The organism is Parvivirga hydrogeniphila (assembly GCF_023371205.1).
In the GTDB taxonomy this organism is placed as follows: Bacteria; Actinomycetota; Coriobacteriia; order Anaerosomatales; family Anaerosomataceae; genus Parvivirga; species Parvivirga hydrogeniphila.
Window position 1 is genome coordinate 613,454 of record NZ_JAMCCO010000001.1, and the last position, 22,869, is coordinate 636,322.

Below are 22,869 nucleotides of genomic sequence, written 5' to 3' on the forward strand. Positions count from 1 at the left end.
TCAGGCCCGCTCTGCGGTGCTGGGCTTGGGCCGAGGCTCGAAGCGATAGCCGACGCCGTGGACCGTGTGTATGTACGTGTAGCCCGACGGTTCCTCGATCGCTTGTCGCAGGCGTCGGATGTGCACGTCGATGGTCCGCGAAGACGAGACGAACCCGTAACCCCACACCTCGCGCGCGAGCCGTTCGCGCGACATAAGCGCTCCCGGGTTGGACGCGAGCGCGACGAGCAGCTGGAACTCTTTGAGCCTGAGCTTCGCGGGCGTGCCGTCCACGGTCACGACGAGGTCGTTCGGCTTGATCTTGAGGTCACCGACCTCGATGGTCTGCGGGTTCTCGAGCACCTGCCGCTCACGGACCCTCCTGAGATTCGCCCTGATGCGTGCGAGGAGCTCGTCCATCGAGAACGGCTTCGTGACGTAGTCGTCGGCACCGGCGTCGAGGCCGCGGATCTTGTCGCGTGGCTGGTCGAGCGCGGTGACCATGATGATCGCCACGTCGTTGTCGGTCTTGCGGACCTGTTCGGCGAAGCGGTAGCCGTCCAGGCCCGGGAGCATGAGGTCGAGCACGATGAGGTCGGGATGCTTCTTGAGGGCGAGCGAAAGCCCTCGATTGCCGTCTTCTGCCGTGAGCGCGTCGAACCCGGCGCGCTTGAGCGCGTACTCGACGGTGGTTCTGATGATGGGGTCATCTTCAACGATGAGAATCAGCGACACGTCGTAGCCTCCTTCACGGGCGCACCCCGATTGTCGCAGTCAGTTACCGGAGTGAGGTACTCGTGCAACAACCATTTAACACTCATGTGCCACTTCTTACACCCGTGTAACCATCCGGCCCTCGCTGTCGGGCTAGCCTGAGTGCAGGCCGGCTAGGAGGCCGGGGGCATCCCGTTGCATGGAGGAGTTGATCAGTGGCGATGAAGAAGGCAGCAGTATTGGGTCTCGCACTCGTGCTTGCCGCATCCGTAGGACTGGCGGGCTGCGGGCAGAAGCAGGAGACGACCAGCGAGCCTACCACGCCGGAGGAGCCGGCACTGTCCGGGACCATCAACATCCAGGGCTCAGACACGATGGTGAACCTTGCCACCGCGTGGGCCGAGAAGTTCATGGATGAGAACCCCGGCGTCGAGGTCTCGGTGCAGGGCGGCGGCTCTGGTACGGGCATCGCGGCGCTCATCAATGGCACCGTGGACTTCGCGAACGCGTCACGTGGGATGAAAGACGAAGAGATCGCGGAAGCCCAGAGCAAGGGCATCGACCCGGTCGAGCACAAGGTGGCCATCGATGGCATCGCCGTCATCGTGAACTCCGCCAACCCTGTCGAGGGCCTGACCATCGACCAGCTCGGCAAGATCTTCCGTGGCGAGATCACCAACTGGAAGGACGTCGGCGGTCCAGACAAGCCCATCGTGCTCCTGTCGCGCGACAGCTCGTCGGGCACGTACGAGTACTTCAAGGAGGAAGTCGTCGGCAAGGACAAGGAGTACGCCAAGTCTGCGAAACTCCTGCCGTCGAGCCAGGCGATCGTCGACGAGGTCAAGGCCAATGACGCTGGCATCGGCTACGTCGGTCTTGGCTACGTGAGCGATGATATGAAGGTGCTCGCTATCGACGGTGTCAAGGCGTCGATCGAGACCGCGAAGGACGGCAGCTACCCGATCTCTCGGTACCTGTACATGTACAGCAACGGCGAGGCCACGGACCTTCTGAAGGCGTATCTGGATTGGATCCTCGGGCCCGAGGGACAGGCGCTCGTTGCCGACGAGGGATTCGTTCCGCTGCAGTAACCAGATGAAAGACCCTATCCGTTCATCGAGGGCGCGGTCGAACGGCCGCACGGCGATCAGCCGTGCGGCCGAGACCTTCGCCACAGGATTCATCACCGCGTCAGGCTGGCTCGCGCTCTTCGTGCTCGCTGCAATCGCAGCGTTCCTGGTCTTCAACTCGGTCAAAGCACTGCGCGAAGTAGGCCTTGTCAGGATCTTGACCGGCACCGACTGGTATCCGACCTCGAACCCGGGCAAGTTCGGCTCCTTGCCGTTGATAGCTGGTTCCATCCTGGTCACCGGCGTTGCCCTTGTCACGAGCGTTCCTATCGGACTGGCCGCAGCGGTGTACTTGAGCGAGTTCGGCGGCCGTCGACTGAAAGAGATGGCGAAGGCCGTCATCGAGTTCATGGCCGCCATCCCGTCCGTGGTCTACGGGCTCGTGGGCGTGGCGCTGGTCGTGCCTGGGGTCAAGCAAGCGTTCGACCTGGACAGCGGCCTGACGGCCCTATCTGGCGGGATCGTCCTCGGTATCATGGCGCTTCCTACGATTGTCTCGATATCAGAAGATGCGCTGCGCGCGGTCCCGTCGTCTTTGCGGCACGCCTCGCTCGCTCTCGGCAACACGCGATGGCAGACGACGTACAAGGTGACGATCCCTGCAGCGAGCTCAGGCATCTTCGCTGCGGTGATGCTGGGCGTCGGCAGGGCGATCGGCGAGACCATGGCCGTGCTGATGCTCACGGGCAACGCTGCGGTGATGCCGAAGGGCGTCCTCGAGTCTGTCAGGACCATGACGGGTACGATCGCCGCTGAGATGGGTGAGGTCGTCCAGGGCGGCACGCACTATTCGGTGCTGTTCGTCGTGGGATTGGTGCTGTTCACAGTGGCCTTCTCGATCAACCTGGGAGCCGACATCGTGCTCGACAAGCAGCGGAAGCGGTGGGGCGCATGATGCTCACGCGAAGCAAGCGCGCCCGCATCGCAGAAGCGGTCGTCCGGGTGATCCTCGGCGCCGCGGCGGCGCTCGTGGTGGGTGCCGCACTGTTCCTCGTGCTGTACATCGTATGGAGGGGCCTGCCTGGTCTGAGCTGGGAGTTCCTCACCGAGGCGCCGAAGAACCGGGGACGCGAAGGAGGCATCTACCCTGCGCTCATCGGTACGTTGTACGTGGTGCTCGGCACCGCCGCGTTCGCCGTTCCGTTGGGTGTGCTCGGGGGCGTGTACCTTGCTGAGTACGCACCGAAGAAGACGAGCACGCGCATGATCCGCCTTGCGGTCGCGAACATGGCAGGCGTGCCGTCTATCGTCTACGGTCTGTTCGGACTGGCGGCGTTCGTGCTCGCGGCGGGTTTCGGCCGCTCTGTCATCGCGGCCTCGCTCACGCTGACATGTATGACGCTGCCTGTGGTCATCACCGCGACCGAGGAGGCCCTGCGGCAGGTGCCCATGGACCTTCGGCACGCGGCCCTGGCGCTCGGCGCCAGCAAGATCCGGACGGTGCTCACGGTCGCGCTGCCTGCTGCAGCCCCCGGCATCGTCACCGGCGTCGTGCTCGGGCTGGCTCGTGCTGCAGGCGAGACGGCGCCGATCCTGTTCACTGGGGCGGTCTTCCAGATGCGGAGGTTGCCGGACGGGCCGGGTTCTCAGTTCATGGCTCTTCCGTACCACATATATACGCAGGTCACATCAGTTCCGAATTGGAACCGGGACCTGGTCTGGGGCACGGCGCTCGTGCTGGTGCTGAGCGTGAGCGCCGTGAGCGCGCTGGCGGCCATCTGGCGTTCGGCGAGAAGGAGGAGGATCTCGTGGTGACCGACGTACGTTCTGCGGTGATGACGGCGGTCACCGCCGCGGACAGTGCAGCGAGCGAGGCGCATGGCGTCTTGAGCGAGGCAGTCCCACGAGGCAAGGGGGCCTTCGATCTCGCCTCGGTCTCGGTCGCGTACGGCTCGGAAATCGTCATCGAAGACGTCACGATGAGCATTCCCTCTCAGTCCGTCACAGCCCTCATCGGTCCTTCCGGCTGCGGCAAGTCGACCTTGCTCCGGTGTTTGAACCGGATGAATGATGAACTTGGCAACGTTCGCGTAAGCGGCACTATCGCGCTTGATGGGCTGGATATCATGGCGCGCAGCGTCGACCCAGTGGAGCTGCGCATGCGTGTCGGGCAGGTGTTCCAGCGACCGAACCCGTTCCCGATGAGCATCTACGACAACGTTGCGTACGGGCCGCGTACGCAGGGGATCCGCAAGCGCGAGGACCTCGATGCGATCGTCGAGGACTCGCTCAGGCGCGCTGCGCTCTGGGAGGAGGTCAAAGGCTCGCTCAAGAAGCACGCCTTCGATCTCTCAGGGGGTCAGCAGCAGCGGCTGTGCATCGCGCGTGCGCTCGCGACAAGGCCCGAGGTGCTTCTCATGGACGAGCCCGCGTCCGCGCTCGACCCGATCTCGACGCAGCAGATCGAGGACACGATCGACGAGCTCAAGCAGACAGTGACGATTGTGATCGTCACGCACAACATGCAGCAGGCAGCGAGGATCTCCGACCAGACGGCCTTCATGCTGCGTGAGCGACTCGATGAGCCGGCGCACCTCATCGAAGTCGGAGAGACACGCAAGATGTTCACGAATCCTGACGACCCGCGGACCGAGGCGTACATCACCGGTCGTTTCGGCTAGATCGTGGGCTTCAGCCGTTCGGAAACCCTCCAGAAAAAGAGGACGAGGCCCGTTGGGGGGGACGGGCCTCGTTCAGGTGAGCGGCGTTCCCCGCGTCCGAGGGGGGAGGGAAGATGCGGGTCGCCCTGCTCGTCACGTACTATAGCAATATCCGTGCCACTATGCAAGCGATTGGGAAGAAGATTCATATCGGGTGTGTCCTGATGCCGGACTGCAAGGAGGGGGCGTGGAGAGGACGACGCTTCCGTGGAGCTCGCGCCGGGTTTGCCGCGTAGCGCTGGGCACCTGGTCGATGGGTGGCTGGATGTGGGGTGGCGCGGACGAGCGTGCTGCTCGTGCGACGATCGAGCGCGCGCTCGAGATGGGGATCGACGTCATCGATACGGCTCCGGTCTACGGGTTCGGGCTTTCGGAGCGCATGGTAGGCGAAGAGATCGAGGCCCTCGGCGTTCGCGATCGCGTCACGATCGCGACGAAGTGCGGCCTTGTCTGGGACGAGCGACAGGAGCCGTGGCGGGACTCGTCGCCTGCAAGCATCCGCCGAGAGGTCGAATCGTCGCTTGAGCGACTGAAGACGGACCGGATCGATCTCTACCAGGTTCACTGGCCGGACGAGCGCACGCCGTTCGAGGAGACCGCCGCCGCGCTCCAGCAGCTTCTCGACGAGGGGCTCGTGCGGGCGGTCGGCGTGTGCAACTACTCGGGCGAGCAGATGGAGCGCTTCGTGCAGGGCGGGCGGCTCGACGCCACGCAGTTCCGCTACAACATCTTCGAGACCGCGAACCGGCCGGTGCTCGAGCACGCGCGCGACCGCGGGCTTCTCACGATGGCGTACAGCCCGCTTGCCCGGGGACTGCTGACGGGCTCGATGCGGCCCGAACGCGAGCCGACGGACGCCGCGCGTCGGGCGCCCATGTACCACGGGGAGCTCTACCAGCGCCACCTCGCCGCGGTCGAGCGGCTGGATCGTCTGGCGCAGGAGCGATACGGCCGCCGCGTCATCCACCTCGCCGTGCGCTGGCTCCTCGATCAGCCAGGCATGTCGCTCGTGCTCTGGGGCGCTCGCAGACCCGAGCAGCTCGATGCGGTTGACGGCGTGTGGGGGTTCTCTCTTCGCCCGGAGGACTTCAACGACATCGAGGCCATCGTGTCGGATGTCTCGGCCGGCTAGCAGGGGTCGTCGCCCTCGCAGATAAGCGAGGGTCGGGCGAGCAAGAAACCGCCGTATGCAAGCGTCGCCGCGCCACCGATAGCGATCGCGACCTGCAACCCGATGCGTTGCGCGACCCAACCGAACAGCGCTGAGCCGAGCGGCATCATGCCCATGAACGCCATCACGAACAGCGCCATCACGCGGCCACGGACCTGGGGGTCGGTGCTGAGCTGCAACGAGGTGTTGATGCTCGAGACGATGGCGAGGAACGCCGCCCCGAGAGCGAACAGCACGATTGCGGAGAGGTACGGGTTGCGGGACATCGCCAGAATGACGAGGGCGGCGCCCATCACCGCATACCCGACGCGGATGATGCGCTCGCGGCGGATCCTGCGCGACAGCGTCGCCACAACCAGAGCGCTCGTCAGCGCGCCCGCCCCGTTTGCGGCCAGGAGCAGCGAATACCCGGTCTCTTTCAGGTGCAAGACGCTCTTCGCGAGCGCAGGCAGCAGCGCAGCGAACGGCATGCCGAAGGTGGTGAGGACTGCGGCGCTCAGCAGAAGCCACGCGATGCGCGGATGCTCGCGAGCGTATCGGATGCCTCCCAGAAGGACGTCGCGCGCCGTGTCAGAGTGCGCGCGGCGATGCTGCTGACCGCGGAGGCGTATCATCGCCAAAGCGGCGATGACGAACAGGAAGCTTGCGGCGTTGACATAGAACACGGCAGCGACGCCGAGCAGGGCGAAGACGGCGCCGCCTGCGACCGGCCCCAAGAACCGCGCAGCGTTGAACTGCGCCGAGTTGAGGGCGACCGCGTTCATCAGAGACCGCGGCGGCACCAGATCCGGCGTCATCGCTTGCCACGCAGGCGAGGTGAGCGCCTGGAAGACGCCGCCGACGAGCACAAGGGCGTAGATCCACGCCATCGAGATGCGTCCCGTCTGGTAGAGCACACCGAACGCGATTGCCTGCGCCATGAGAGCGGCCTGGGCGAAGATGAGCAGCTTCCGGCGGTCCAGCCTGTCGGCAAGCGCGCCAGCGACGACAGCCAAGAAGGTGACGGGAAGGCCGGAAAGCGCATTCACGAAGCCGAGCGCCTGCGAGGAGGCGGTGAGGTCGTACACGATCCAGCCGAGCGCGACGATCTGCATCCAGGAGCCGACGTTGGACAGCAGTGCACCGGAGAACGCGAGCGCGAAATCACGGTGCGCGAACGACTCGAATGTCCGGAAGCGCGACAGCAGCCCAGCAGGAGGGCCGCACGCGTCTGCCTCCGCAGTGAGGGTGTCGAGCGCCTGTTCGGTCGCCGTCGAGCCGCCGATTCCGGGTGCAGCCGCTTCGTCTTGCCCGCAGGTCTCGCGCACGCATCCTCCTTGCCAAGGCGCGCCGCCCCTGCGCGGAGCAGGGGCGGCGGGTTCGTCGCTATTGTACGGCGCGAAGCCGTGCCACGCGAGCGATCAGGCGTCGATGATGTCGAAGGCCTCTTGGCGGTATGCGTCCATGACGTACGGGATACCTGAGATCTCGGCCGCTTCGCGCGTGAGCGCCATGAGGTCGGCCTGCGAGATAGTCGAGAGCCGCATGTTGCGCGATCCGCTCATGAGCTGCTGGAGGCCGACTTTGATCTTGTCGGCGAAGGTGTAGATGCCGATGGCGCCGAGCGGCAGATTCTCGACCTCGTTGCCGTACTTCGCCTTGAGGACCTCGTACGAGACGAAGATCTCCTCTTTCGTCGAGCCGAACTCGGAGACGGTTCGCGGCAGGTCCTTCTCTTCAAGCCACTTGCCGATGTTCTTCCCGACGAAGCCCGGGATCATGAGCGCGCGACCCATGCACACGGCCTTGGTGTGCGGAGCGCCGAGGGCCAGGACCTTGAAGACGTGGTCTTCGGTGGAAAAGCCGCCTGCGATCGCGATGTCGGGCACGTAGGCGCCCTTCGCGCGCAGCCGCTCGACGAGCTGGTTGGTCATGCACTGCAGGTAGAACGTCGGAACGCCCCACTCCTCCATCATGCGCCACGGGCTCATGCCGGTACCACCGGGGGCGCCATCGATGGTGAGCAGGTCGATCTTGGCGTTGCTGGCCCACTTGATTGCCATGGCAAGCTCGCGCATCGGGTACGCGCCGGTCTTGAGCGTGACGCGTTTGGCTCCGAGCGCGCGCAGCCGCTCGACTTCCGCGTAGAACGACTCTTCATCGATGAACCCGAGGCGGCTGTGCCGCTCGAAGTGCTTGATGGCGGTGGCGCGGTACGCGGCCTGCACAGCCGGGTCGCTCGGGTCGGGCGTGACGAGGTAGCCGCGCCGCTGCAGCTCGAGCGCACGGTCCAGCGAGTCGACCTTGATCTCGCCGCCGATGCACTTCGCGCCCTGGCCCCACTTGAGCTCGATGGTCTCGACTCCCAGCTTCTCGATCACGTACTCGGCCACACCCAGGCGGGTGTCCTCGACGTTGAGCTGTACCAGGATGTCGCCGTAGCCCTCGTGGTAGCGCCTGTACAGCTCGACACGGCGCTCCATGTCGGGCGCCTTGACGACCTTGCCCTTGTCGTTGAGCTCGAGGGCCGGGTCGATGCCGCAGACATTCTCGCCGCAGACGATCGAGATGCCGGAGATGGCAGCGCCCACCGCGAAGTGCTCCCAGTTCTTGCGCGCGATCTCGGTGGAGCCGAGAGCTCCTGTGAAGATCGGGAGCTTCATGCGGACCTTGTTCTGGTACCCGAACTCGGTCTCCGTGTCGACCATCGTGAACAGCGTGTTGTCCGGGTTGCCTTCGACACCCTCAGGCAGGCCCTTGGCTCCCAGCGCGTAGCCCTGGACGTTCAGGTGCGAGTAGTCGACCGGGTAGTCCTTGTCGCCGCCCGCGGTGATCTCGCCGAACGGACCCGGATAGATGACTTCGCGGCCTCTGAACGTCGCCTTGAAGACCTCGCAGTTGCCGCGGCACCCGTCCACGCACCGCGTGCAGATGCCTGAAGACGGCGAGACGTCGCGCGAGCGGTTGCTCGTCTGGGTCGCCTCGTTCGCATTCGGTCGCCTGAGATTCATTCTAGCCCCTGCTCCTCCCATGTCTCTTCTGCCGGCTGGTTGTACGCTATTGTAATGCAGCGAAAGGGCGCTAGAACCCACGAATCGCATGAAGGAGTCGTTTCCTTGCGAGAAAGGGCGTGATGATGCCGCACGAACTGCGCCATGAGGCGGTCAAGGCCATCAAGGATCAGAAGGTGGAATTCATCCATCTGTGGTTCACCGACGTTCTCGGATTCCTGAAGAGCTTCACCATCGATGTCGAGGAGCTCGAGACGGCGATGACCGAGGGGATGGGTTTCGACGGCTCGTCCATCCAAGGCTTCGCCCGCATCCAAGAGTCCGACATGATCGCCATGCCGGATCCGTCAACGCTGCAGATCCTGCCGTGGCGGCAAAAAGGGGCGCTCGTGGCTACGATGTTCTGCGACATCGTGAAGCCGGACGGCTCTCCGTACGAGGCCGACCCACGGTACGTGCTCAAGCGCAATCTGGCACGTGCCGCAGAGATGGGCTACACGTTCTTCATCGGTCCTGAGCTCGAGTTCTACTACCTCAAGAGCGAACAGGAGCCCCTTCCGCTGGATCGCGCGACGTACTTCGACCAGACGACGCGGGACCTGGCGGTCGATCTGCGCAAGGACACGGTGCGCGCGCTCAAGCGCTTCGGCATCCAGGTCGAGTACAGCCACCACGAGGTGGGCCCAAGCCAGCACGAGATCGACTTGCGGTACCGGGAAGCGCTCACGATGGCCGACGCCGTGATGACCTACCGCGTCGTCGTCAAGGAGATCGCGCAGATGAACGGCGTGTACGCGACGTTCATGCCCAAACCGCTGTTCGGCGAGGCGGGCAGCGGCATGCACGTGCACCAGTCGCTCTTCAAGGACGGCAAGAACGCCTTCTACGATCCAGAAGACGAGTACCACCTCTCGGCCTCAGCGAAGGCGTACATCGCTGGCATCCTCGCGCATGCCCGGGAGATCTGCGCCGTCACCAACCAGTGGGTCAACAGCTACAAGCGTCTCGTGTCAGGATATGAGGCGCCGGTGTACATCTGCTGGGCCCACAGGAACCGTTCGGCGCTCGTGCGCGTGCCGATGTACAAGCCTGGCAAGGAAGCGGCGACCCGCATCGAGCTTCGTTCGCCTGATCCAGCGTGCAACCCGTACCTCGCCTTCTCCGTGATGCTCGCAGCTGGACTCGATGGTATCGAACGCGGGCTCGAGCTTCCGCCGGACGTCACCGATGACGTGTATGAGATGTCGGAGCGTGAGCGGGCATCGAGGGGCATCGAGCAGCTACCCGAGGACCTGTACGAGGCGCTCAAGGAGATGGAAGCAAGCGATCTCGTGCGCCGGGCGCTCGGCGACCAGGTCTTCGAGTGGTTCCTCCGCAACAAGACGACCGAGTGGCACGAGTACCGCACACGGGTCACGCCCTGGGAGACGGAGAAGTACCTGCCGCTCTTGTAAGGTGTGGCGTGACGCATGACCCGCATCGCCGTTCGTCGCAGACGCCTTCAGACCAATGGCTGCCTTGCCGAGACAATCGGTAGAGCAAGGCGACAAGCGGTCATGGAGGTGCCCGATGGCGTCGGCAACGTGCGAGTTCAGCTCCCGATGCGCGGTGTTCCTGGGCCGTTCGGTGCGGGCCGACGTGGCCATGCGGTATCGCGACCACTACTGCATGGGCGACTGCTCGGCATGCGCTCGGTGGGCGCTGGCCATCGCCATCGGCATCGATGAGGTCCCCGACGGGCTGCTCCCGTACCAGCACGAGCGGGCAGACGAGTACCTCATCCAGGCGGTGTGAGCGGACATCTGCGCGCCGTGGGCCGGAGGGCCTGTGTTGCGACACGGGTCGAGCGGTCTTGAGCGCGCTACGCGCCCGTCAGCCACGCCCGGACGGCCGCCTCGACGCCTTCGCGACCGGCGTTTACCACGGTGCTGAACCGCTCGGGCAGTGCGTCGATCTCCGCAAGCGCCTGAGGCACTCGCGCGCGCGGGCCTGCCGTGGACGCCACCGCGTCGAGAAGCGCGCTCGGGGTGCGGCCGGCGTATTCCGGTGGCAGCTCATCGTCGTGCCGAAGCCCCAGAAGCGCGCGGAGCACGTCGGCGCCGAACTTGGCCCAGTGCGCGGTCGACACCACGAGCACGGGATTGTCGCCCCGCAGCCGCTCCGCCACTTCCCAAGCCACGGCGGTGTGCGGGTCGATGAGGTAGCCGGTCTCTTGGTGGAGCCGCTTGATGGTCGCGAGCGAGTCGTCGTTGCTGACCCAGTCGCCTACAAGGAACGCTCTCATCTGATGGAACGTGTCGCGGTCGATGCGGAACCGCTTCTGCTCGCTCAGATCGCGCATCCACTCACGCACGGACTCAGGGCCGGCGAGGTGGTACAACAGGCGCTCCAGGTTGCTGGATACCAGGATGTCCATGCTCGGGCTCGGCGTCGTCACGAACGTCCGGGCCGAGATGTCGTACGTTCCTGTTGCGATGAAGTCCGCGAGCACGTTGTTCTCGTTGCTTGCGCACAGCAGACGCTCGATCGGCACACCCATGCGGCGCGCGTAGTACGCGCCCAGGATGTTGCCGAAGTTGCCGGTCGGGACGCACACGTCGATCGGGCGTCCAAGGACGACGCCGCCTTGGCGCACCATCTCGGCGTAGGCGCTCACGTAGTAGACGATCTGCGGCAGCAGCCGGCCCCAGTTGATCGAGTTCGCAGACGAGAGCGCGAGGTGCGCATTCTCGTGGAGCCAGCGGTTGAACCCCGCGTCGTTGAACGCGGCCTTCACTGCTGCCTGGCAGTCGTCGAAGTTGCCGCGCACCCCGAAGACGGCGACGTTCGACCCGCGTTGGGTGACCATCTGCTTGCGTTGCATCTCGGACACGCCGCCGTGCGGATAGAAGACGGCGATGCGGGTGTGCTCGCGGTCGGCGAAGCCTTCGAGAGCGGCCTTGCCGGTGTCGCCCGAGGTGGCGACGAGGACGAGGAAGTCGTCCTCGAGCGTGCCGGTCTGCTGCTGCATGGCGATCGCCTCTGAGAAGTACAGCGGCATGCACTGCAGCGCCATGTCCTTGAACGCCGAGGTGGGGCCGTGCCAGAGCTCGAGCACGTGCATCCCCGGGACGACCTCCTCGACCGGCGCGATGCGCTCGTCGTCCCACTGGTCGCCGTACGCAGCGCGTGCGAGCTCGAGCGAGCGTGCGGGCTGGACGTCCACCTCGAACCACGCGAAGACGCGCGCGACGCGCTCGGCGTACGGAAGGTCCGCAAGCGAAAGGACGTCCTCGAGCGTGACGGCTGGTATCCGCTCTGGTACGTACAGACCGCCGCCGTGAGCGATGCCCTTGACGACCGCCTCCGTGAACGTGGGGCGGGAGCTGTCGAGGTCTCGGGTGTCGAGGTATCGCATGGCCATGCGCGCATGGTACCAGAAAACCCGCGGTACTCCTGCTGCAGCGCGCGTCCGGGCGTGGTACCGTGTCGCAAACGGCGGGAGGAGGACGCGTGAAGCACGTCGTCGTGATCCTGGACGGCGCGGCCGGCTGGCCGCTCGAAGAGCTCGACGGAGCGACGGCCCTCGAGGCGGCCCGGACCCCCAACCTGGATGCGCTGGCGGCAGAAGGCATCGTCGGGCTCGCGCAGACCGTGCCGCCAGGCGCCGAGCCCTCGTCTTCAGCCGCGTGCACCTCGATCCTCGGGTACGACCCGGTGCGCGACTACGTCGGCCGCGGCGCCATCGAGGCGGCGAGCATGGGCATCTCGCTCGCAGACGACGAGGTCGCGCTGCGGATGAACCTCGTCCACGTGGCTGACGGCATCATGCGGTCGTACTCGTGCGGACACATCGCCACAGACGAGTCCCGCCGGATCGTGGAAGACCTCGCGCGCGAGCTCGCCGACGAGACCTTCGCCTTCTGTCCGGGCGTCGCGTACCGGCACATCCTCGTGGTGAAGGGACACCCGGAGCTTCTCGATGCCCGGTACACGCCGCCGCACGACATCTCCGACAAGCCGGTCGAGGGTCACGAGCCGCGCGGCTCGGGCGCGGATCTGCTGCTCGACCTGATGGAGCGAGCCCGCGAGGTCCTCGCAGCCTCGGCTACGAATCGTGCCCGCATGGCGCGTGGCGAGCTTCACGCGACGGAGATCTGGCCGTTCTGGCCGGGCGCTGCGCCGCAGGGGCTGCGACCTTTCACGGAAGCGCGGGGAATCCGAGCGGCGCTCACCTCCGGCGTCGATCTGCTCAACGGGCTCGCGGTGCTGTTCGGCATCGACCGCCTGGACATAGCTGGCGTTACGGACGGCCCGGACACCGACTACGCAGCGCAAGCTGACGGCGCGCTCGCGGCGCTCGCAGACCACGATCTCGTCGTCATCCACGTCGAGTCGCCGGACGAGGAAGGGCATGCAGGCGACGTAGCGGGCAAGATCGCCGCCATCGAGGCGATCGACCGCGAGATCGTCGGCAGGATCCGCGCGTGCGGCAAGCCGCTTCGGGTGCTCTGCATGCCCGATCATCCCACGCCGATCGCGCTCAAGACGCACGTGGGCGAGCCGGTCCCGTTCGTCGTGCACGGCCCTGGCATCGAGGCACGCGGCGCACGCGCGTTCAACGAACGGACGGCTGCCGAGACCGGCCTCGTGGTCGACCCGGGGCGGCTCGTCATGGACATGCTGCTTGAGGCGGGGACGGTGGGATGATGGACCTTTCGGAGTACCAGGCGAAGCGCGACTTCACGCGTACGCACGAGCCGGCAGGCGAGGCAGCGTCGACGGACGACCGCGGGGCGGTCCACGAAGGCGGTGCGCCGCTTCGGTTCGTGGTGCACAAGCACGCCGCCGCGCGCCTCCACTACGACCTTCGGCTCGAGTGGGGAGGCGTGCTCAAGTCGTGGGCGGTCCCGAAAGGGCCGTCGCTCGACCCGGCGCAGAAGCGGCTTGCGGTGCAGGTCGAAGACCACCCGCTCGAGTACGCCTCGTTCGAAGGCGTGATCCCTGAAGGCGAGTACGGAGCGGGCACCGTCATGGTCTGGGACGAGGGCGTCTGGAAGCCCGTGGGCGATGCGGACGAGGGTCTCAAGCGAGGGTCGCTCAAGTTCGTGCTGCACGGCTCTCGGCTCAAAGGGGCATTCGCGCTCGTGCGCATGCGCAGGAAGCCTGGCGATACGCGGGACAACTGGCTGCTCATCAAGGAACGGGACGAGCACGCCTTGAGCGTGAGCGATGAGCATCTCGCATCGGCCGATGCGAGGTCTGTGGCGAGCGGCCGTACGATGGAGGAGATCGCCCGAGACGCGCGATGACCCGGACGGAGCCGGGCCATCGCTCGAGGGAGGGTGTCGGCAGGGCCCGAGGGGGTGGCAGACCCTGCCAGGTGCCGGGAAGGCCTAGGTCGTCAGCGCCTGGACGATGGAGCGGTACTGCTCGACGTCGATCTCGCCGCGTGCGAGGCGCTCGCGCGCGATGCGCAGCGCGTCGTCAGCAGGCGAGGGCGCGGGCGGGGCGCCAGCGGGCATCACCGCGTGAGCGGATCCAGCGCCGTGCCGGCTCGCGCGGACGATCAGCCACACGACAAGCGCGACGATGGCCGCAGTCACGAGAAACCCGACGAGCCAGCCTGCGAACGGGAAGAAAAGCCCGTCGTGCATGGGACCGTCTATCAGACCTCTGCCGAGCGGCGCTCCGCGGTATGGGAATGCGTGCATCATGGTTCCTCCTTTGTCGTGCCGGAACTGCCGGCACGAATCAGGATGCCCGCGCGGTATGCAGCGCTCGTGAGCACGATGTGAAGATGTTGTGGGGTCAGGACTCGGTGTCCGACGCTCGGCGAGGCGGCCGCGTCGGAGCGCTCGTCGCGAGCGCGACGCCGGCGATGATGACGGCGGCTCCGGCAAGCGTCCACGCGTCGATCGGCTCTGGCGGCACGAGGCCCGCTCGTCCCGCAAGGTGGCCGAGGCCGACGGCGATCGCGGGATTGACGTACGCGTACGTCATCACTTTGGATGCGGGCGCGTTCCGAAGGAGCCACACGAACGCGGTGAAGGCCATGCACGATCCCACGATGGTAAGGTACGCGAGCGCTGCGACGCTGCGCGTGGTGAGCGAGAGGCGGCTCCACTCTCCCGCGACCGTACCGATTCCAAGGAGGACCGTCCCCGCGATGAGCATCTCGTACCCGGTGACCACGAGTGCATCTGCCTTCACCGGTCGGCGTTTGGAGTACACCGAGCCGGCCGTCCAAAGCCAGGTCCCGACGATTTGGATGGCGATACCGCCGAGTTCCTGCGCGGTCCCGTGGACGCCGGTCATGCGGGGCGCGACGAGCACGGCGAGGCCGACGAGCCCGAGCAGCAGGCCCACGACGCCTTGCGCGGACGGCCGCTCCATGTCGGGCAGCGCCCACTCGACGAGCGCGATCCACAGGGGGAGCAGAGCGACGATGAGCGCGGCGAGGCCGGACGGGATCACGCGCTCGGAAAGGAATGTCGAGTACATCCCGCCGACAAGCAGGAAGATGCCGACGATCGCCGTGGTGCGCAGGTCGCCAGCGCGCATGCGGATCGGGCGGCCCCGAAGCGTGGCGAACGCGAGCAGCACCAGTCCCGCAGGCGTGAGCCGCAAGCCGGCGAACAGCGCAGGCGGCATCTCCGCGCTCAGCCCGATGCGGATCGCGAGGTACGTCGAGCCCCAGACCACGTACAGCGTGGCGAACGCGGCGATGAGCTTGATGCGGTGGCTCCCTGTCACGAGCGCAGCGCCTCTCTCACGGTGCGATGTCGCATTCGGGCATCATACTCCGTAAAGACGTGCATGGGTCGGTCGTGGCGGAAGGCAGAGGCCATGGGCGCGTATCCTCGACCTGCGTTCACTGCCGACGCAGCGCTGCTGCGGAGGGAGGCTTCAGGATGGGAGGTGCTGCTCGTCAAACGCGGTCGTGCGCCCTTCCAGGGGCGTTGGGCGCTGCCTGGCGGCTTCGTGGACGAGTACGAGCCTCCTGAGCAGGCCGCTCGCCGAGAGCTCCAGGAGGAGACGGGTATCCGCTACGAAGGTCCGCTCGCGCTGATCGGCGTGTACGGCGGGCCTGGGCGCGACCCGAGGGGCTGGACGGTCTCGGCGGTCTATGCTGGCGTGGTAGGCGAGGGCGTCGAGACGGCGGCAGTTGCAGGAGACGACGCCGCTGAGGCGGCGTGGTACCCGCTCGATACCGTGCCAGACCTCGCGTTCGACCACGCCGCGATCCTCGAGGACGTGCGGAAGTGGTTGGTTGCGGGGCATACTGACGTATGATTGCGGTGGAGCGCGGGGGCGACATCGAGGGAGGACGCGATGCGCACGAGCACACGCACACGGACCTTGATCGTTGCGGTGGCTGCTGCGGCGCTGGTTCTCACGGCGCTACCGCCTGTGCCGCCGGTACATGCCGCCGGCCTGAGGACCGCGCTTCGGCCGCTCGCCGCTGACGACGACGTCCCGGGCGTACCGCTCGACAGCTACCCGATAGTCTCGCGGACGGTCACGGGGACGCTTGACGCGCTGCCGATCTCGCTGCCTCCTGAAGACGCCGTCGACCTGTTCTCGGTCTACCTCGCTCCTGGCGAGCAGATGCACGCTCGTCTGACCGGGACGCCTGGGACTGACTTCGATCTCTACCTGTTCAGCCCTGACTCGGTCACGTTCATCGCCGCGCACGAGGTGGCGCGCTCTGCTGCTGCGGGAACGTCGGACGAGAGCATCTGCTACACGGCGAGCCGGCGCTTCGGTGCGGGTCGGTACTACCTTGCGGTGGTGACCTGGAACTCCGAGGGTGCGTACCAGCTGGATTGGCACGTCGCGGGCCGCTCCGACGGGAACGTCCCTGGTCGCCCCCTGACAGCGAGCGTGGCGACGGGCGCGGTGGATCCTTACACCGATCGCGACGACGTCTATGCGCTTGCGCTCGCAGAGGGGCAGAGCCTGACGTGCACGCTCACTGCTGAGAGCCCCGCGGCGACCGTTGATCTCATCGTGTACCCGCCCGTGTGGAACAACGGCGGCATCCTCGAGCCGACGCTCGACGTCTACCACGCCGGTGATGCCGTCGCGCAGAGAGGTTCGACCATCACGATGACCGTGACAGTCCCGAGCGGGCGCGGCGGCATCTGGTACCTCGACGTGCGCGCGGTGACGCCGGGCACCGCGTACACGCTGGCATGGCAGGCGGCCGTCCCGGACGTCCCGGGCACGCCGCTTCAGAGCGGTGCCGCGACCGGCACGCTCGGTGCAAGCATGGTCTTCGCAGTCCCGGTGCGGTGGGGCCAGCGTCTCACCGGTTCGCTGTGGACGAGCCCGACTCCGGCAGCCGCCTCCGCGTGGCTGTTCGCGCCGGGCACGGCAAGCACAGCGGACACGACGACGGCTGCGTGGGCGTCAGCGTGGCCTGCCTCGGACCAGCCGAAGCGCTTTTCGTGGATGTTTTCTTCGGAAGCAGACGAAGGCGTCGCATACCTGCGTATGGACTCGTCTCCGACGCCGCTGTTCGAGCAACGCGTCTGGAAGACGGTGACGAGCCGCCGGCTCTCAGGCGCCGATAGATACGCGACAGCAGTCCGAATCTCGCAGTCCGGCTTCCGCACAGGCTCGGACGTGGTGGTCGTGGCGAGCGGCGAGGGCTTCCCGGACGCGCTGTCGGCTGCCGGGCTCGCCGGTGCGTACGATGCGCCGCTCCTGCTCGTGCGCAAAACCGCGCTTCCTGACATGGTGCGGCAGGAGATCGACCGGCTGGGGCCATCACGGGTCTTCGTGATCGGCGGACCGGGCGCCGTCTCGGACGCGGTCGTCTCGGCGCTTGCGGCCCGGCCCAGCGTGAGAGTGGTGACGCGCGTGAGCGGCGCTGACCGCTACGCGACTTCCGCTGAGGTGGCCCGGCATGTGGTTTCGCGCCTTGGTCCGGACTTCGACGGCGTCGTGTACGTGGCGCGGGGCGACACGTTCCCCGACGCGCTCGCCGTCTCGCCGCTTGCGTGGAACGGCCGCAGGCCAGTGCTGCTCACCAGATCTGACGCGCTTCCTAGCAGCGGGCGCGCAGTGCTAGGCGAGCTCTCCCCGTCGGAGGCGGTGGTGGTGGGCGGCTCGGGCGCCGTCTCCGGTGCGGTGTTCGGTGAGGTCGACGCGCTTGCGGAAACGACGCGCCGTGTGTGGGGCGTCGACCGGTACGCGACCGCCGCGGCGGTCGCCCAAGATGGCGTCAGAACGGGAACGGCGAGGCCCCGCTTCGTCGCCCTCGCAACGGGGGAGAACTTCCCGGACGCGCTGGCAGGCGGACCGCTCGCCGGAGCCGAAGGCGGGGTGCTGCTGCTGTCGAAGCCGACCGCGCTGTCCACATCTGCGCAGGCATTCCTGGCAAGCGAGAAGGCGCGTGTCGAGGCGTGCCGTCTGCTCGGCGGCACCGGCGCTCTTTCGGACGCCGTGCGGAGCAGCGCCGACAGCGTGCTTTGGGTGACCTGGCCGGACGATCCTCCGACGTGGTGGTAGCGGCTCGCGTTGACACCGCGCCGCCGCGCGCGTAGACTTCGGCACCAACCTCATACGTGCCGTTGATGGGGATGAGTACGCGGGACCGGTAGGTCCGCCAGAGAGCCGGGGCAGCTGAGAACCGGCGTCCGAAAGCCCGCGGAACATGGCCCCAGAGGCATCCGGAGGAAACGCTCTTCAGCGGAGTAATGCCGGACGGACGCCCCCGTTATCGCAGGCTTCGTGAGCATCGGACCCCCTCGGTCGACTCCCGCCGGCCGAGCGGACACGCCACCGGTCCCGTGCTCGAGATGAGGCCGCGCGACGCGCGGCGAAGTCGGGTGGTACCGCGAAGGCCCAGGCGCCTCTCGCCCTGACAAGGACTGTCGGGCGGGAGGCGTTTTGCATACCAGGAGGTGTGTGATGGCGAAGACGTGGGACGAGATCAACGAGCGCATCGTCTCGGGCGCAGCGGTGGTGCTCACGGCCGAGGAGTTCGCCGAACTAGCGGCGGGCGTTGGCGTGAGCGAAGCGGCCGCGCGCGTGGACGTCGTGACGACCGGGACGTTCGGCCCGATGTGCTCTTCAGGTGTGATGCTCAACTTCGGGCACAGCGACCCGCCCATCCGCATGAGCCGCATCACTTTGAACGACGTGGAGGCGTACGGCGGCCTGGCGGCCGTCGACACCTACCTGGGCGTGACGCAGCAGAGCTCGACGCGTGGCATCGAGTATGGCGGCGCGCACGTGATCGAAGACCTGCTTGCTGGCAAGGCGGTGCGGCTCAGAGCGTGGAGCTCTGGCACGGACTGCTATCCGCGCACCGAGATCGACACGTGGGTGCGGCTTCAGGACCTCAACCAGGCGTACTTCTTCAACCCACGGAACGCGTACCAGAACTACGCGGTGGCGGTGAACTCATCCGAACGCGTGCTGCACACCTACATGGGCACGCTCCTCCCGCACCTGGGGAACGCCACGTACTGCTCCGCAGGCGCGCTCTCACCGCTGTTGAACGACCCGACCTACCGGACGATCGGCGTGGGCAGCCGCATCTTCGTCGCGGGCGCCCCGGGATTCGTCGCCTGGGAAGGGACGCAGCACAACCCGAACCAGCAACGGGACGAGCATGGCGTGCCGTTGGCGCCGGCGGGCACGCTCGCGGTCATTGCCGACATGAAACGTGCATCGACGCGGTTCTTCGCCGCCGCATCGATGACGGGGTACGGTGTGAGCGCGTTCGTCGGCATCGGCGTCCCGATCCCCGTGCTCGACGAAGAGATCGCCGCGACGCTTGCGCTCACCGACGCCGACATCTCGGCGACGGTGTTCGACTACGGGGTGCAGCGTCGCAGCCGCCCCGCGCTCGGCCAGGTGACCTACGCTGAGCTCCGATCCGGCACGATCGAGGTGCAGGGCAAGAAGGTCCCTACCGGCCCCATCAGCTCGCGTGCGAAGGCGCGGGAGATCGCAGCGGAACTGAAGCGGTGGATCGCCGAGGAGCGCTTCACGCTCGCCGAGCCGCTCAAGCCGTTGCCGCAGCCTGGCGAGCAAGGCGTCAAACCGCTGGAGATCCGAAGCGAGGAGGCGATATAGATGCCGCGCAAGAGGCTCGACCTCACGTTCCCGCCCCGGCAGGCCACGAAGCCGGTCACGTACCACCTGGTGAAGGACTTCGACTTGGTGCCGAACATCCTGCGAGCACAGATCCATCCGGGCCAGGAGGGCCGCATGGTTCTCGAGGTGACCGGTCGGAAGGAGGACTTCGAGGCCGGCGTCGCGTTCTTGGAGTCCGAAGGCATCGTGGTCAAGCCTGCGGCGACGGACATCTGCCTAGACGAAGAGAAGTGCGTGCTCTGCGGTCTGTGCACAGCCGTGTGCCGCCCCGGCGCTCTCACCTTGAACGGCAGGGGCGATGAGCTCGTCTTCGACAAAGACAAGTGCGTGTACTGCGAGGCGTGCGTGGTAGCCTGTCCACGACGGGCCATCACGCTCAGCTTCTAGCCAGGAGGAGGTGACGCTCGTGCCGCAGCTCGGATTCCTGCAGGCGTTCGTCGTGCTCGTGGTCGTGTCGCTCGCGTTGGCCGTGGCGGCGCTCCCGGCCGGCGCCCGGGCAGGCGCCCGCGCCGGCCGCCGCGTGCTGCAGGCGAGCAGCGCGACGCTGCTGGCCGGCCTCGCGGGATGCGTGGCGTGGGGGGCCTCGTCAGGAGAGCTGCGCGTGTTCTGGAGCGAGATGGGGCTGGATGCGGTGGTGCAGATCGGCGCGTTCGTGCTCATCGTGTACTTCACCGCGCACAACTTCGCATCGAGATACCTCGACGACAGGGCGGCAGAGGAGCGGAAGGAGGGCGCGCAGGATGCCTGATGTCGCGGCCCGGCTTGGCCGTGAGGTGCTCGTCGTCGACGGGGCGATGGGCACGATGCTGCAACGCGCCGGCATACCGACCGAGCAGCCGGGCATCCAACTCAATCTCATCGCCCCGGACGTCATCGCTGAGATACATCGCAGCTACGTGCTCGTCGGGGCGGACTGCGTCACCACGAACACCTTCGGCGGCACGCGCCCGAAGCTTGCGCAGCACGGTTTGGAAGACATGTTGGATGACCTCAACCGCGCAGGCGTCCGCCTCGCGCGCGAGTCCGGTGCGCAGCACGTGCTCGCAGACGTCGGTCCGACCGGCCTCGTGATGGAGCCGCTGGGCGCTGCGACGTTCGACGAGGTGTACGCGCACTTCTTCGAGCAGGTGCAGGCGCTTGCGGTCGAGTCGCCGGACGCGATCCTCATCGAGACGATGACCGACATCGCCGAGGCGCGCTGCGCGGTGCTCGCCGCGCGGGACGCGTGCGACCTCCCGGTGTTCGTGACCGTCACGTTCGGCCGCAGCGGGGTCATGGACCTCTCGGGCACCCCGCCCGAGACGGCGGCTGTCATCCTCGAGGCGGCGGGCGCGGCAGCGGTCGGCATCAACTGCGGGCTCGGCCCAGCCGAGATGCTGCCGCTCGTGGAGCGCATGGCGCGCGCGACAGCGCTTCCCATCATCATCCAGCCGAACGCGGGCATCCCGCGCATCGTCGACGGCGCGACGGTCTTCCCGGGCACCGCCGATGAGATGGGCTCGTACGCCGCGAAGTTCGTGGAGGCAGGGGCGTCGGTCGTGGGCTCGTGCTGCGGCTCGACCCCGGCGTTCACCGGCGCGATCGTCGATGCCGCCAAGCACCTTCCCGTGCGCGCACGGTCCGGACGAGGCCCGGGCGTGACGCTTGCGAGCCCGCGCCGCACGGTGACGATCGGCGGCGGACGCCGCATCGTTGCGATCGGCGAGCGGATCAACCCCACCGGCAAGAAGGCGCTCGCCGAGTCGCTCAAAGAAGGGTCGATGGCGATCGTACGTCAGTTCGCCGCGGAGCAGGCCGCAGCAGGGGCAGACGCGCTGGACGTGAACGTCGGCGCCGCCGGCGTGGATGCGAAGCAGGCGCTTCCCGCAGCGGTGCTCGCGCTTTCGGGCTCGTGCGACCTGCCGCTCGTGCTCGACACGACGGACGCGGATGCGCTCGAGGAGGCGCTCAAGCTGTATCCCGGGCGCGCGCTCATCAACAGCGTGAACGGCGGTGAGGCGTCGATGAGCGCGGTGCTGCCGCTTGCGAGGCGCTACGGAGCGGCGGTGCTCGTGCTCGCGCTCGATGACGACGGCATCCCGGCGACGGCCGAGGGCCGCGTCGCGGTGGTGGAGCGTGTGCGTGGGTGCGCCCACGACGCAGGACTTGCCGACGACGACCTGCTCGTCGACTGCCTCGTGCTCACAGCCGCGTCCGACCCCGGCTCAGCGGCGGTCACACTGGAGGCGCTGCGTCAGGTGAAGTCACGGTGGGGCCTTGCGGCCGTGCTCGGGGTGAGCAACGTGAGCCACGGACTGCCCGGGCGCTCGACTCTGAACGCCGCGTTCTTGGCGATGGCGGCCGGTGCAGGCCTGGACGCTGCCATCGTGAATCCGGCAGACGCTGAGGTGATGCGAACGGTAGCGGCCGTCGATGCGCTCCTCGGTCGTGACGAGCGCGCCCAGCGGTGGGTCGCGCTTGCCGCGGAGCGCGCGCCCGAGGCGGCGCCGGAATCGGCACGCGACGAGGACCTGCTCGCGCTCGCGATCGAGCGGGGCGACGCGGATGGCGCTCCTGGGCTGGTGAAGCGGCTGATCGCTCGCGGCGTGCGGCCGCAGGACGTGATCGCGTCGGTGCTCACCCCCGCGATCCAGCGCCTCGGTGACGCGTACGGGCGGGGCGACGTCTTCTTGCCGCAGCTCATCGCGGCCGCGGACGCGATGAAGGCGGCCGTCGAGGTCGCCAAGCGTCACCTGCCACCAGGCGAGGGCGTTTCGCTGGGGCGCGTGGCCTTCGGCACCGTGAAAGGTGACATCCACAGCATCGGGAAGGACATCTGCATCTCGATGCTCGAGAGCTACGGGTTTTCTGTGGACGACCTCGGCGTGGACGTGAGCGCGGAGCGGTTCGCCGAGGCGGCCCTTGACGCGGACGTCGTGTGCGCGTCCGCGTTGATGACGACGACGCTTTCGGCGATGGAGGAGGCCGTGCGTGCTGTCGCATCGACGGGGACACCGGTGCTCGTGGGCGGCGCCGTGGTGACAGCCGACTACGCGCGCTCGATCGGGGCAGGCTACGCCGAGGACGCTCCGGGGTGCGTGGAGGCGGTGCGCGCTGCGCTCGCGAAGCGCCGAGGCGAGGAGGGCATCTGA

At 67.2% G+C, this 22,869-nt stretch carries 20 protein-coding genes and 1 pseudogene; 15 read left to right on the plus strand and 6 right to left on the minus strand.

Annotated features, from left to right (window positions below):
* On the minus strand, window positions 1-714 hold the full coding sequence (locus tag MX659_RS03220; RefSeq protein ID WP_267192032.1) for a response regulator transcription factor: 714 nt from the start codon (window positions 712-714) through the stop codon (window positions 1-3).
* 200 nt (window positions 715-914) lie between these two features.
* Between MX659_RS03220 and MX659_RS03225 the strand changes: the two genes are divergently transcribed.
* From MX659_RS03225 to MX659_RS03245, 5 genes are all read left to right on the plus strand, one after another.
* Window positions 915-1,784, plus strand: a complete 870-nt coding sequence (locus MX659_RS03225; RefSeq protein WP_267192494.1) for a phosphate ABC transporter substrate-binding protein — start codon at window positions 915-917, stop codon at window positions 1,782-1,784.
* 4 nt (window positions 1,785-1,788) lie between these two features.
* The gene (gene pstC, locus MX659_RS03230) at window positions 1,789-2,718 is read left to right on the plus strand and encodes a phosphate ABC transporter permease subunit PstC (protein ID WP_267192033.1); all 930 of its coding nucleotides are present in this window, start codon (window positions 1,789-1,791) and stop codon (window positions 2,716-2,718) included.
* Entirely contained in the window at window positions 2,715-3,578 is an 864-nt protein-coding gene (pstA, locus tag MX659_RS03235; RefSeq protein WP_267192034.1) for a phosphate ABC transporter permease PstA, read from the plus strand. The genes pstC and pstA overlap by 4 nt, the downstream gene beginning before the upstream one ends.
* A 20-nt stretch (window positions 3,579-3,598) precedes the next feature.
* Window positions 3,599-4,444, plus strand: coding sequence for a phosphate ABC transporter ATP-binding protein PstB (gene pstB, locus MX659_RS03240; RefSeq protein ID WP_407674466.1), 846 nt, complete (start codon window positions 3,599-3,601; stop codon window positions 4,442-4,444).
* Window positions 4,445-4,670: 226 nt separating this feature from the next.
* The gene (locus MX659_RS03245; RefSeq protein ID WP_267192036.1) at window positions 4,671-5,615 is read left to right on the plus strand and encodes an aldo/keto reductase; all 945 of its coding nucleotides are present in this window, start codon (window positions 4,671-4,673) and stop codon (window positions 5,613-5,615) included.
* Here the strand turns inward: MX659_RS03245 and MX659_RS03250 are convergent.
* A complete protein-coding gene (locus MX659_RS03250) occupies window positions 5,612-6,961 on the minus strand; it encodes an MFS transporter (protein ID WP_267192037.1) in 1,350 nt (449 codons plus the stop codon). The genes MX659_RS03245 and MX659_RS03250 overlap by 4 nt on opposite strands.
* Window positions 6,962-7,054: 93 nt before the next feature.
* Window positions 7,055-8,644 (minus strand): glutamate synthase-related protein, encoded by a 1,590-nt coding sequence (locus tag MX659_RS03255; RefSeq protein ID WP_267192038.1) that lies wholly within the window; start codon window positions 8,642-8,644, stop codon window positions 7,055-7,057.
* A gap of 122 nt (window positions 8,645-8,766) precedes the next feature.
* Between MX659_RS03255 and MX659_RS03260 the strand changes: the two genes are divergently transcribed.
* Window positions 8,767-10,098, plus strand: coding sequence for a glutamine synthetase family protein (locus MX659_RS03260; protein WP_323745453.1), 1,332 nt, complete (start codon window positions 8,767-8,769; stop codon window positions 10,096-10,098).
* Between the two features lie 115 nt (window positions 10,099-10,213).
* Window positions 10,214-10,438 (plus strand): hypothetical protein, encoded by a 225-nt coding sequence (locus MX659_RS03265; RefSeq protein ID WP_267192039.1) that lies wholly within the window; start codon window positions 10,214-10,216, stop codon window positions 10,436-10,438.
* A 67-nt stretch (window positions 10,439-10,505) separates the two neighbouring features.
* On the opposite strand, the gene thrC is transcribed toward MX659_RS03265, so the two are convergent.
* On the minus strand, window positions 10,506-12,047 hold the full coding sequence (gene thrC / locus MX659_RS03270; RefSeq protein ID WP_267192040.1) for a threonine synthase: 1,542 nt from the start codon (window positions 12,045-12,047) through the stop codon (window positions 10,506-10,508).
* 89 nt (window positions 12,048-12,136) lie between these two features.
* Between thrC and MX659_RS03275 the strand changes: the two genes are divergently transcribed.
* Window positions 12,137-13,333, plus strand: a complete 1,197-nt coding sequence (locus MX659_RS03275; RefSeq protein WP_267192041.1) for a cofactor-independent phosphoglycerate mutase — start codon at window positions 12,137-12,139, stop codon at window positions 13,331-13,333.
* Window positions 13,330-13,920, plus strand: a pseudogene (locus MX659_RS03280) (DNA polymerase ligase N-terminal domain-containing protein); the annotation flags it as partial. The gene MX659_RS03275 and the pseudogene MX659_RS03280, both read left to right, overlap by 4 nt.
* Before the next feature lie 99 nt (window positions 13,921-14,019).
* Here the strand turns inward: MX659_RS03280 and MX659_RS03285 are convergent.
* Both MX659_RS03285 and MX659_RS03290 read right to left on the minus strand, forming a co-directional pair.
* The gene (locus MX659_RS03285; RefSeq protein WP_267192042.1) at window positions 14,020-14,340 is read right to left on the minus strand and encodes an SHOCT domain-containing protein; all 321 of its coding nucleotides are present in this window, start codon (window positions 14,338-14,340) and stop codon (window positions 14,020-14,022) included.
* Between the two features lie 94 nt (window positions 14,341-14,434).
* Window positions 14,435-15,379, minus strand: coding sequence for an EamA family transporter (locus MX659_RS03290; RefSeq protein ID WP_267192043.1), 945 nt, complete (start codon window positions 15,377-15,379; stop codon window positions 14,435-14,437).
* A gap of 93 nt (window positions 15,380-15,472) precedes the next feature.
* Between MX659_RS03290 and MX659_RS03295 the strand changes: the two genes are divergently transcribed.
* The 6 genes from MX659_RS03295 to MX659_RS03320 all read left to right on the plus strand — a co-directional run bounded on the left by MX659_RS03295 (window position 15,473) and on the right by MX659_RS03320 (window position 22,869).
* Entirely contained in the window at window positions 15,473-15,919 is a 447-nt protein-coding gene (locus MX659_RS03295) for an NUDIX hydrolase (protein WP_267192044.1), read from the plus strand.
* 39 nt (window positions 15,920-15,958) lie between these two features.
* Complete coding sequence (locus MX659_RS03300) at window positions 15,959-18,142, plus strand: cell wall-binding repeat-containing protein (RefSeq protein ID WP_267192045.1); 2,184 nt, start codon at window positions 15,959-15,961, stop codon at window positions 18,140-18,142.
* 402 nt (window positions 18,143-18,544) lie between these two features.
* Window positions 18,545-19,717, plus strand: coding sequence for a homocysteine biosynthesis protein (locus tag MX659_RS03305; RefSeq protein WP_267192046.1), 1,173 nt, complete (start codon window positions 18,545-18,547; stop codon window positions 19,715-19,717).
* A complete protein-coding gene (locus tag MX659_RS03310; protein WP_267192047.1) occupies window positions 19,718-20,125 on the plus strand; it encodes an NIL domain-containing protein in 408 nt (135 codons plus the stop codon).
* Between the two features lie 19 nt (window positions 20,126-20,144).
* Window positions 20,145-20,486: a hypothetical protein gene (locus MX659_RS03315; protein WP_267192048.1), complete on the plus strand. Its 342-nt coding sequence runs from the start codon at window positions 20,145-20,147 to the stop codon at window positions 20,484-20,486.
* Entirely contained in the window at window positions 20,479-22,869 is a 2,391-nt protein-coding gene (locus tag MX659_RS03320; protein ID WP_267192049.1) for a homocysteine S-methyltransferase family protein, read from the plus strand. The genes MX659_RS03315 and MX659_RS03320 overlap by 8 nt, the downstream gene beginning before the upstream one ends.

Bases quoted from the DNA above. Each gene is read 5' to 3' on its own strand.
- MX659_RS03225 (WP_267192494.1), top strand. From the start codon at position 915: ATGAAGAAGGCAGCAGTATTGGGTCTCGCACTCGTGCTTGCCGCATCC.
- pstC (WP_267192033.1), top strand. From the start codon at position 1,789: ATGAAAGACCCTATCCGTTCATCGAGGGCGCGGTCGAACGGCCGCACG.
- pstA (WP_267192034.1), top strand. From the start codon at position 2,715: ATGATGCTCACGCGAAGCAAGCGCGCCCGCATCGCAGAAGCGGTCGTC.
- pstB (WP_407674466.1), top strand. From the start codon at position 3,599: ATGACGGCGGTCACCGCCGCGGACAGTGCAGCGAGCGAGGCGCATGGC.
- MX659_RS03255 (WP_267192038.1), bottom strand. From the start codon at position 8,644: ATGAATCTCAGGCGACCGAATGCGAACGAGGCGACCCAGACGAGCAAC.
- MX659_RS03260 (WP_323745453.1), top strand. From the start codon at position 8,767: ATGATGCCGCACGAACTGCGCCATGAGGCGGTCAAGGCCATCAAGGAT.
- MX659_RS03265 (WP_267192039.1), top strand. From the start codon at position 10,214: ATGGCGTCGGCAACGTGCGAGTTCAGCTCCCGATGCGCGGTGTTCCTG.
- thrC (WP_267192040.1), bottom strand. From the start codon at position 12,047: ATGGCCATGCGATACCTCGACACCCGAGACCTCGACAGCTCCCGCCCC.
- MX659_RS03285 (WP_267192042.1), bottom strand. From the start codon at position 14,340: ATGATGCACGCATTCCCATACCGCGGAGCGCCGCTCGGCAGAGGTCTG.
- MX659_RS03295 (WP_267192044.1), top strand. From the start codon at position 15,473: ATGGGCGCGTATCCTCGACCTGCGTTCACTGCCGACGCAGCGCTGCTG.
- MX659_RS03300 (WP_267192045.1), top strand. From the start codon at position 15,959: ATGCGCACGAGCACACGCACACGGACCTTGATCGTTGCGGTGGCTGCT.
- MX659_RS03305 (WP_267192046.1), top strand. From the start codon at position 18,545: ATGGCGAAGACGTGGGACGAGATCAACGAGCGCATCGTCTCGGGCGCA.
- MX659_RS03310 (WP_267192047.1), top strand. From the start codon at position 19,718: ATGCCGCGCAAGAGGCTCGACCTCACGTTCCCGCCCCGGCAGGCCACG.
- MX659_RS03320 (WP_267192049.1), top strand. From the start codon at position 20,479: ATGCCTGATGTCGCGGCCCGGCTTGGCCGTGAGGTGCTCGTCGTCGAC.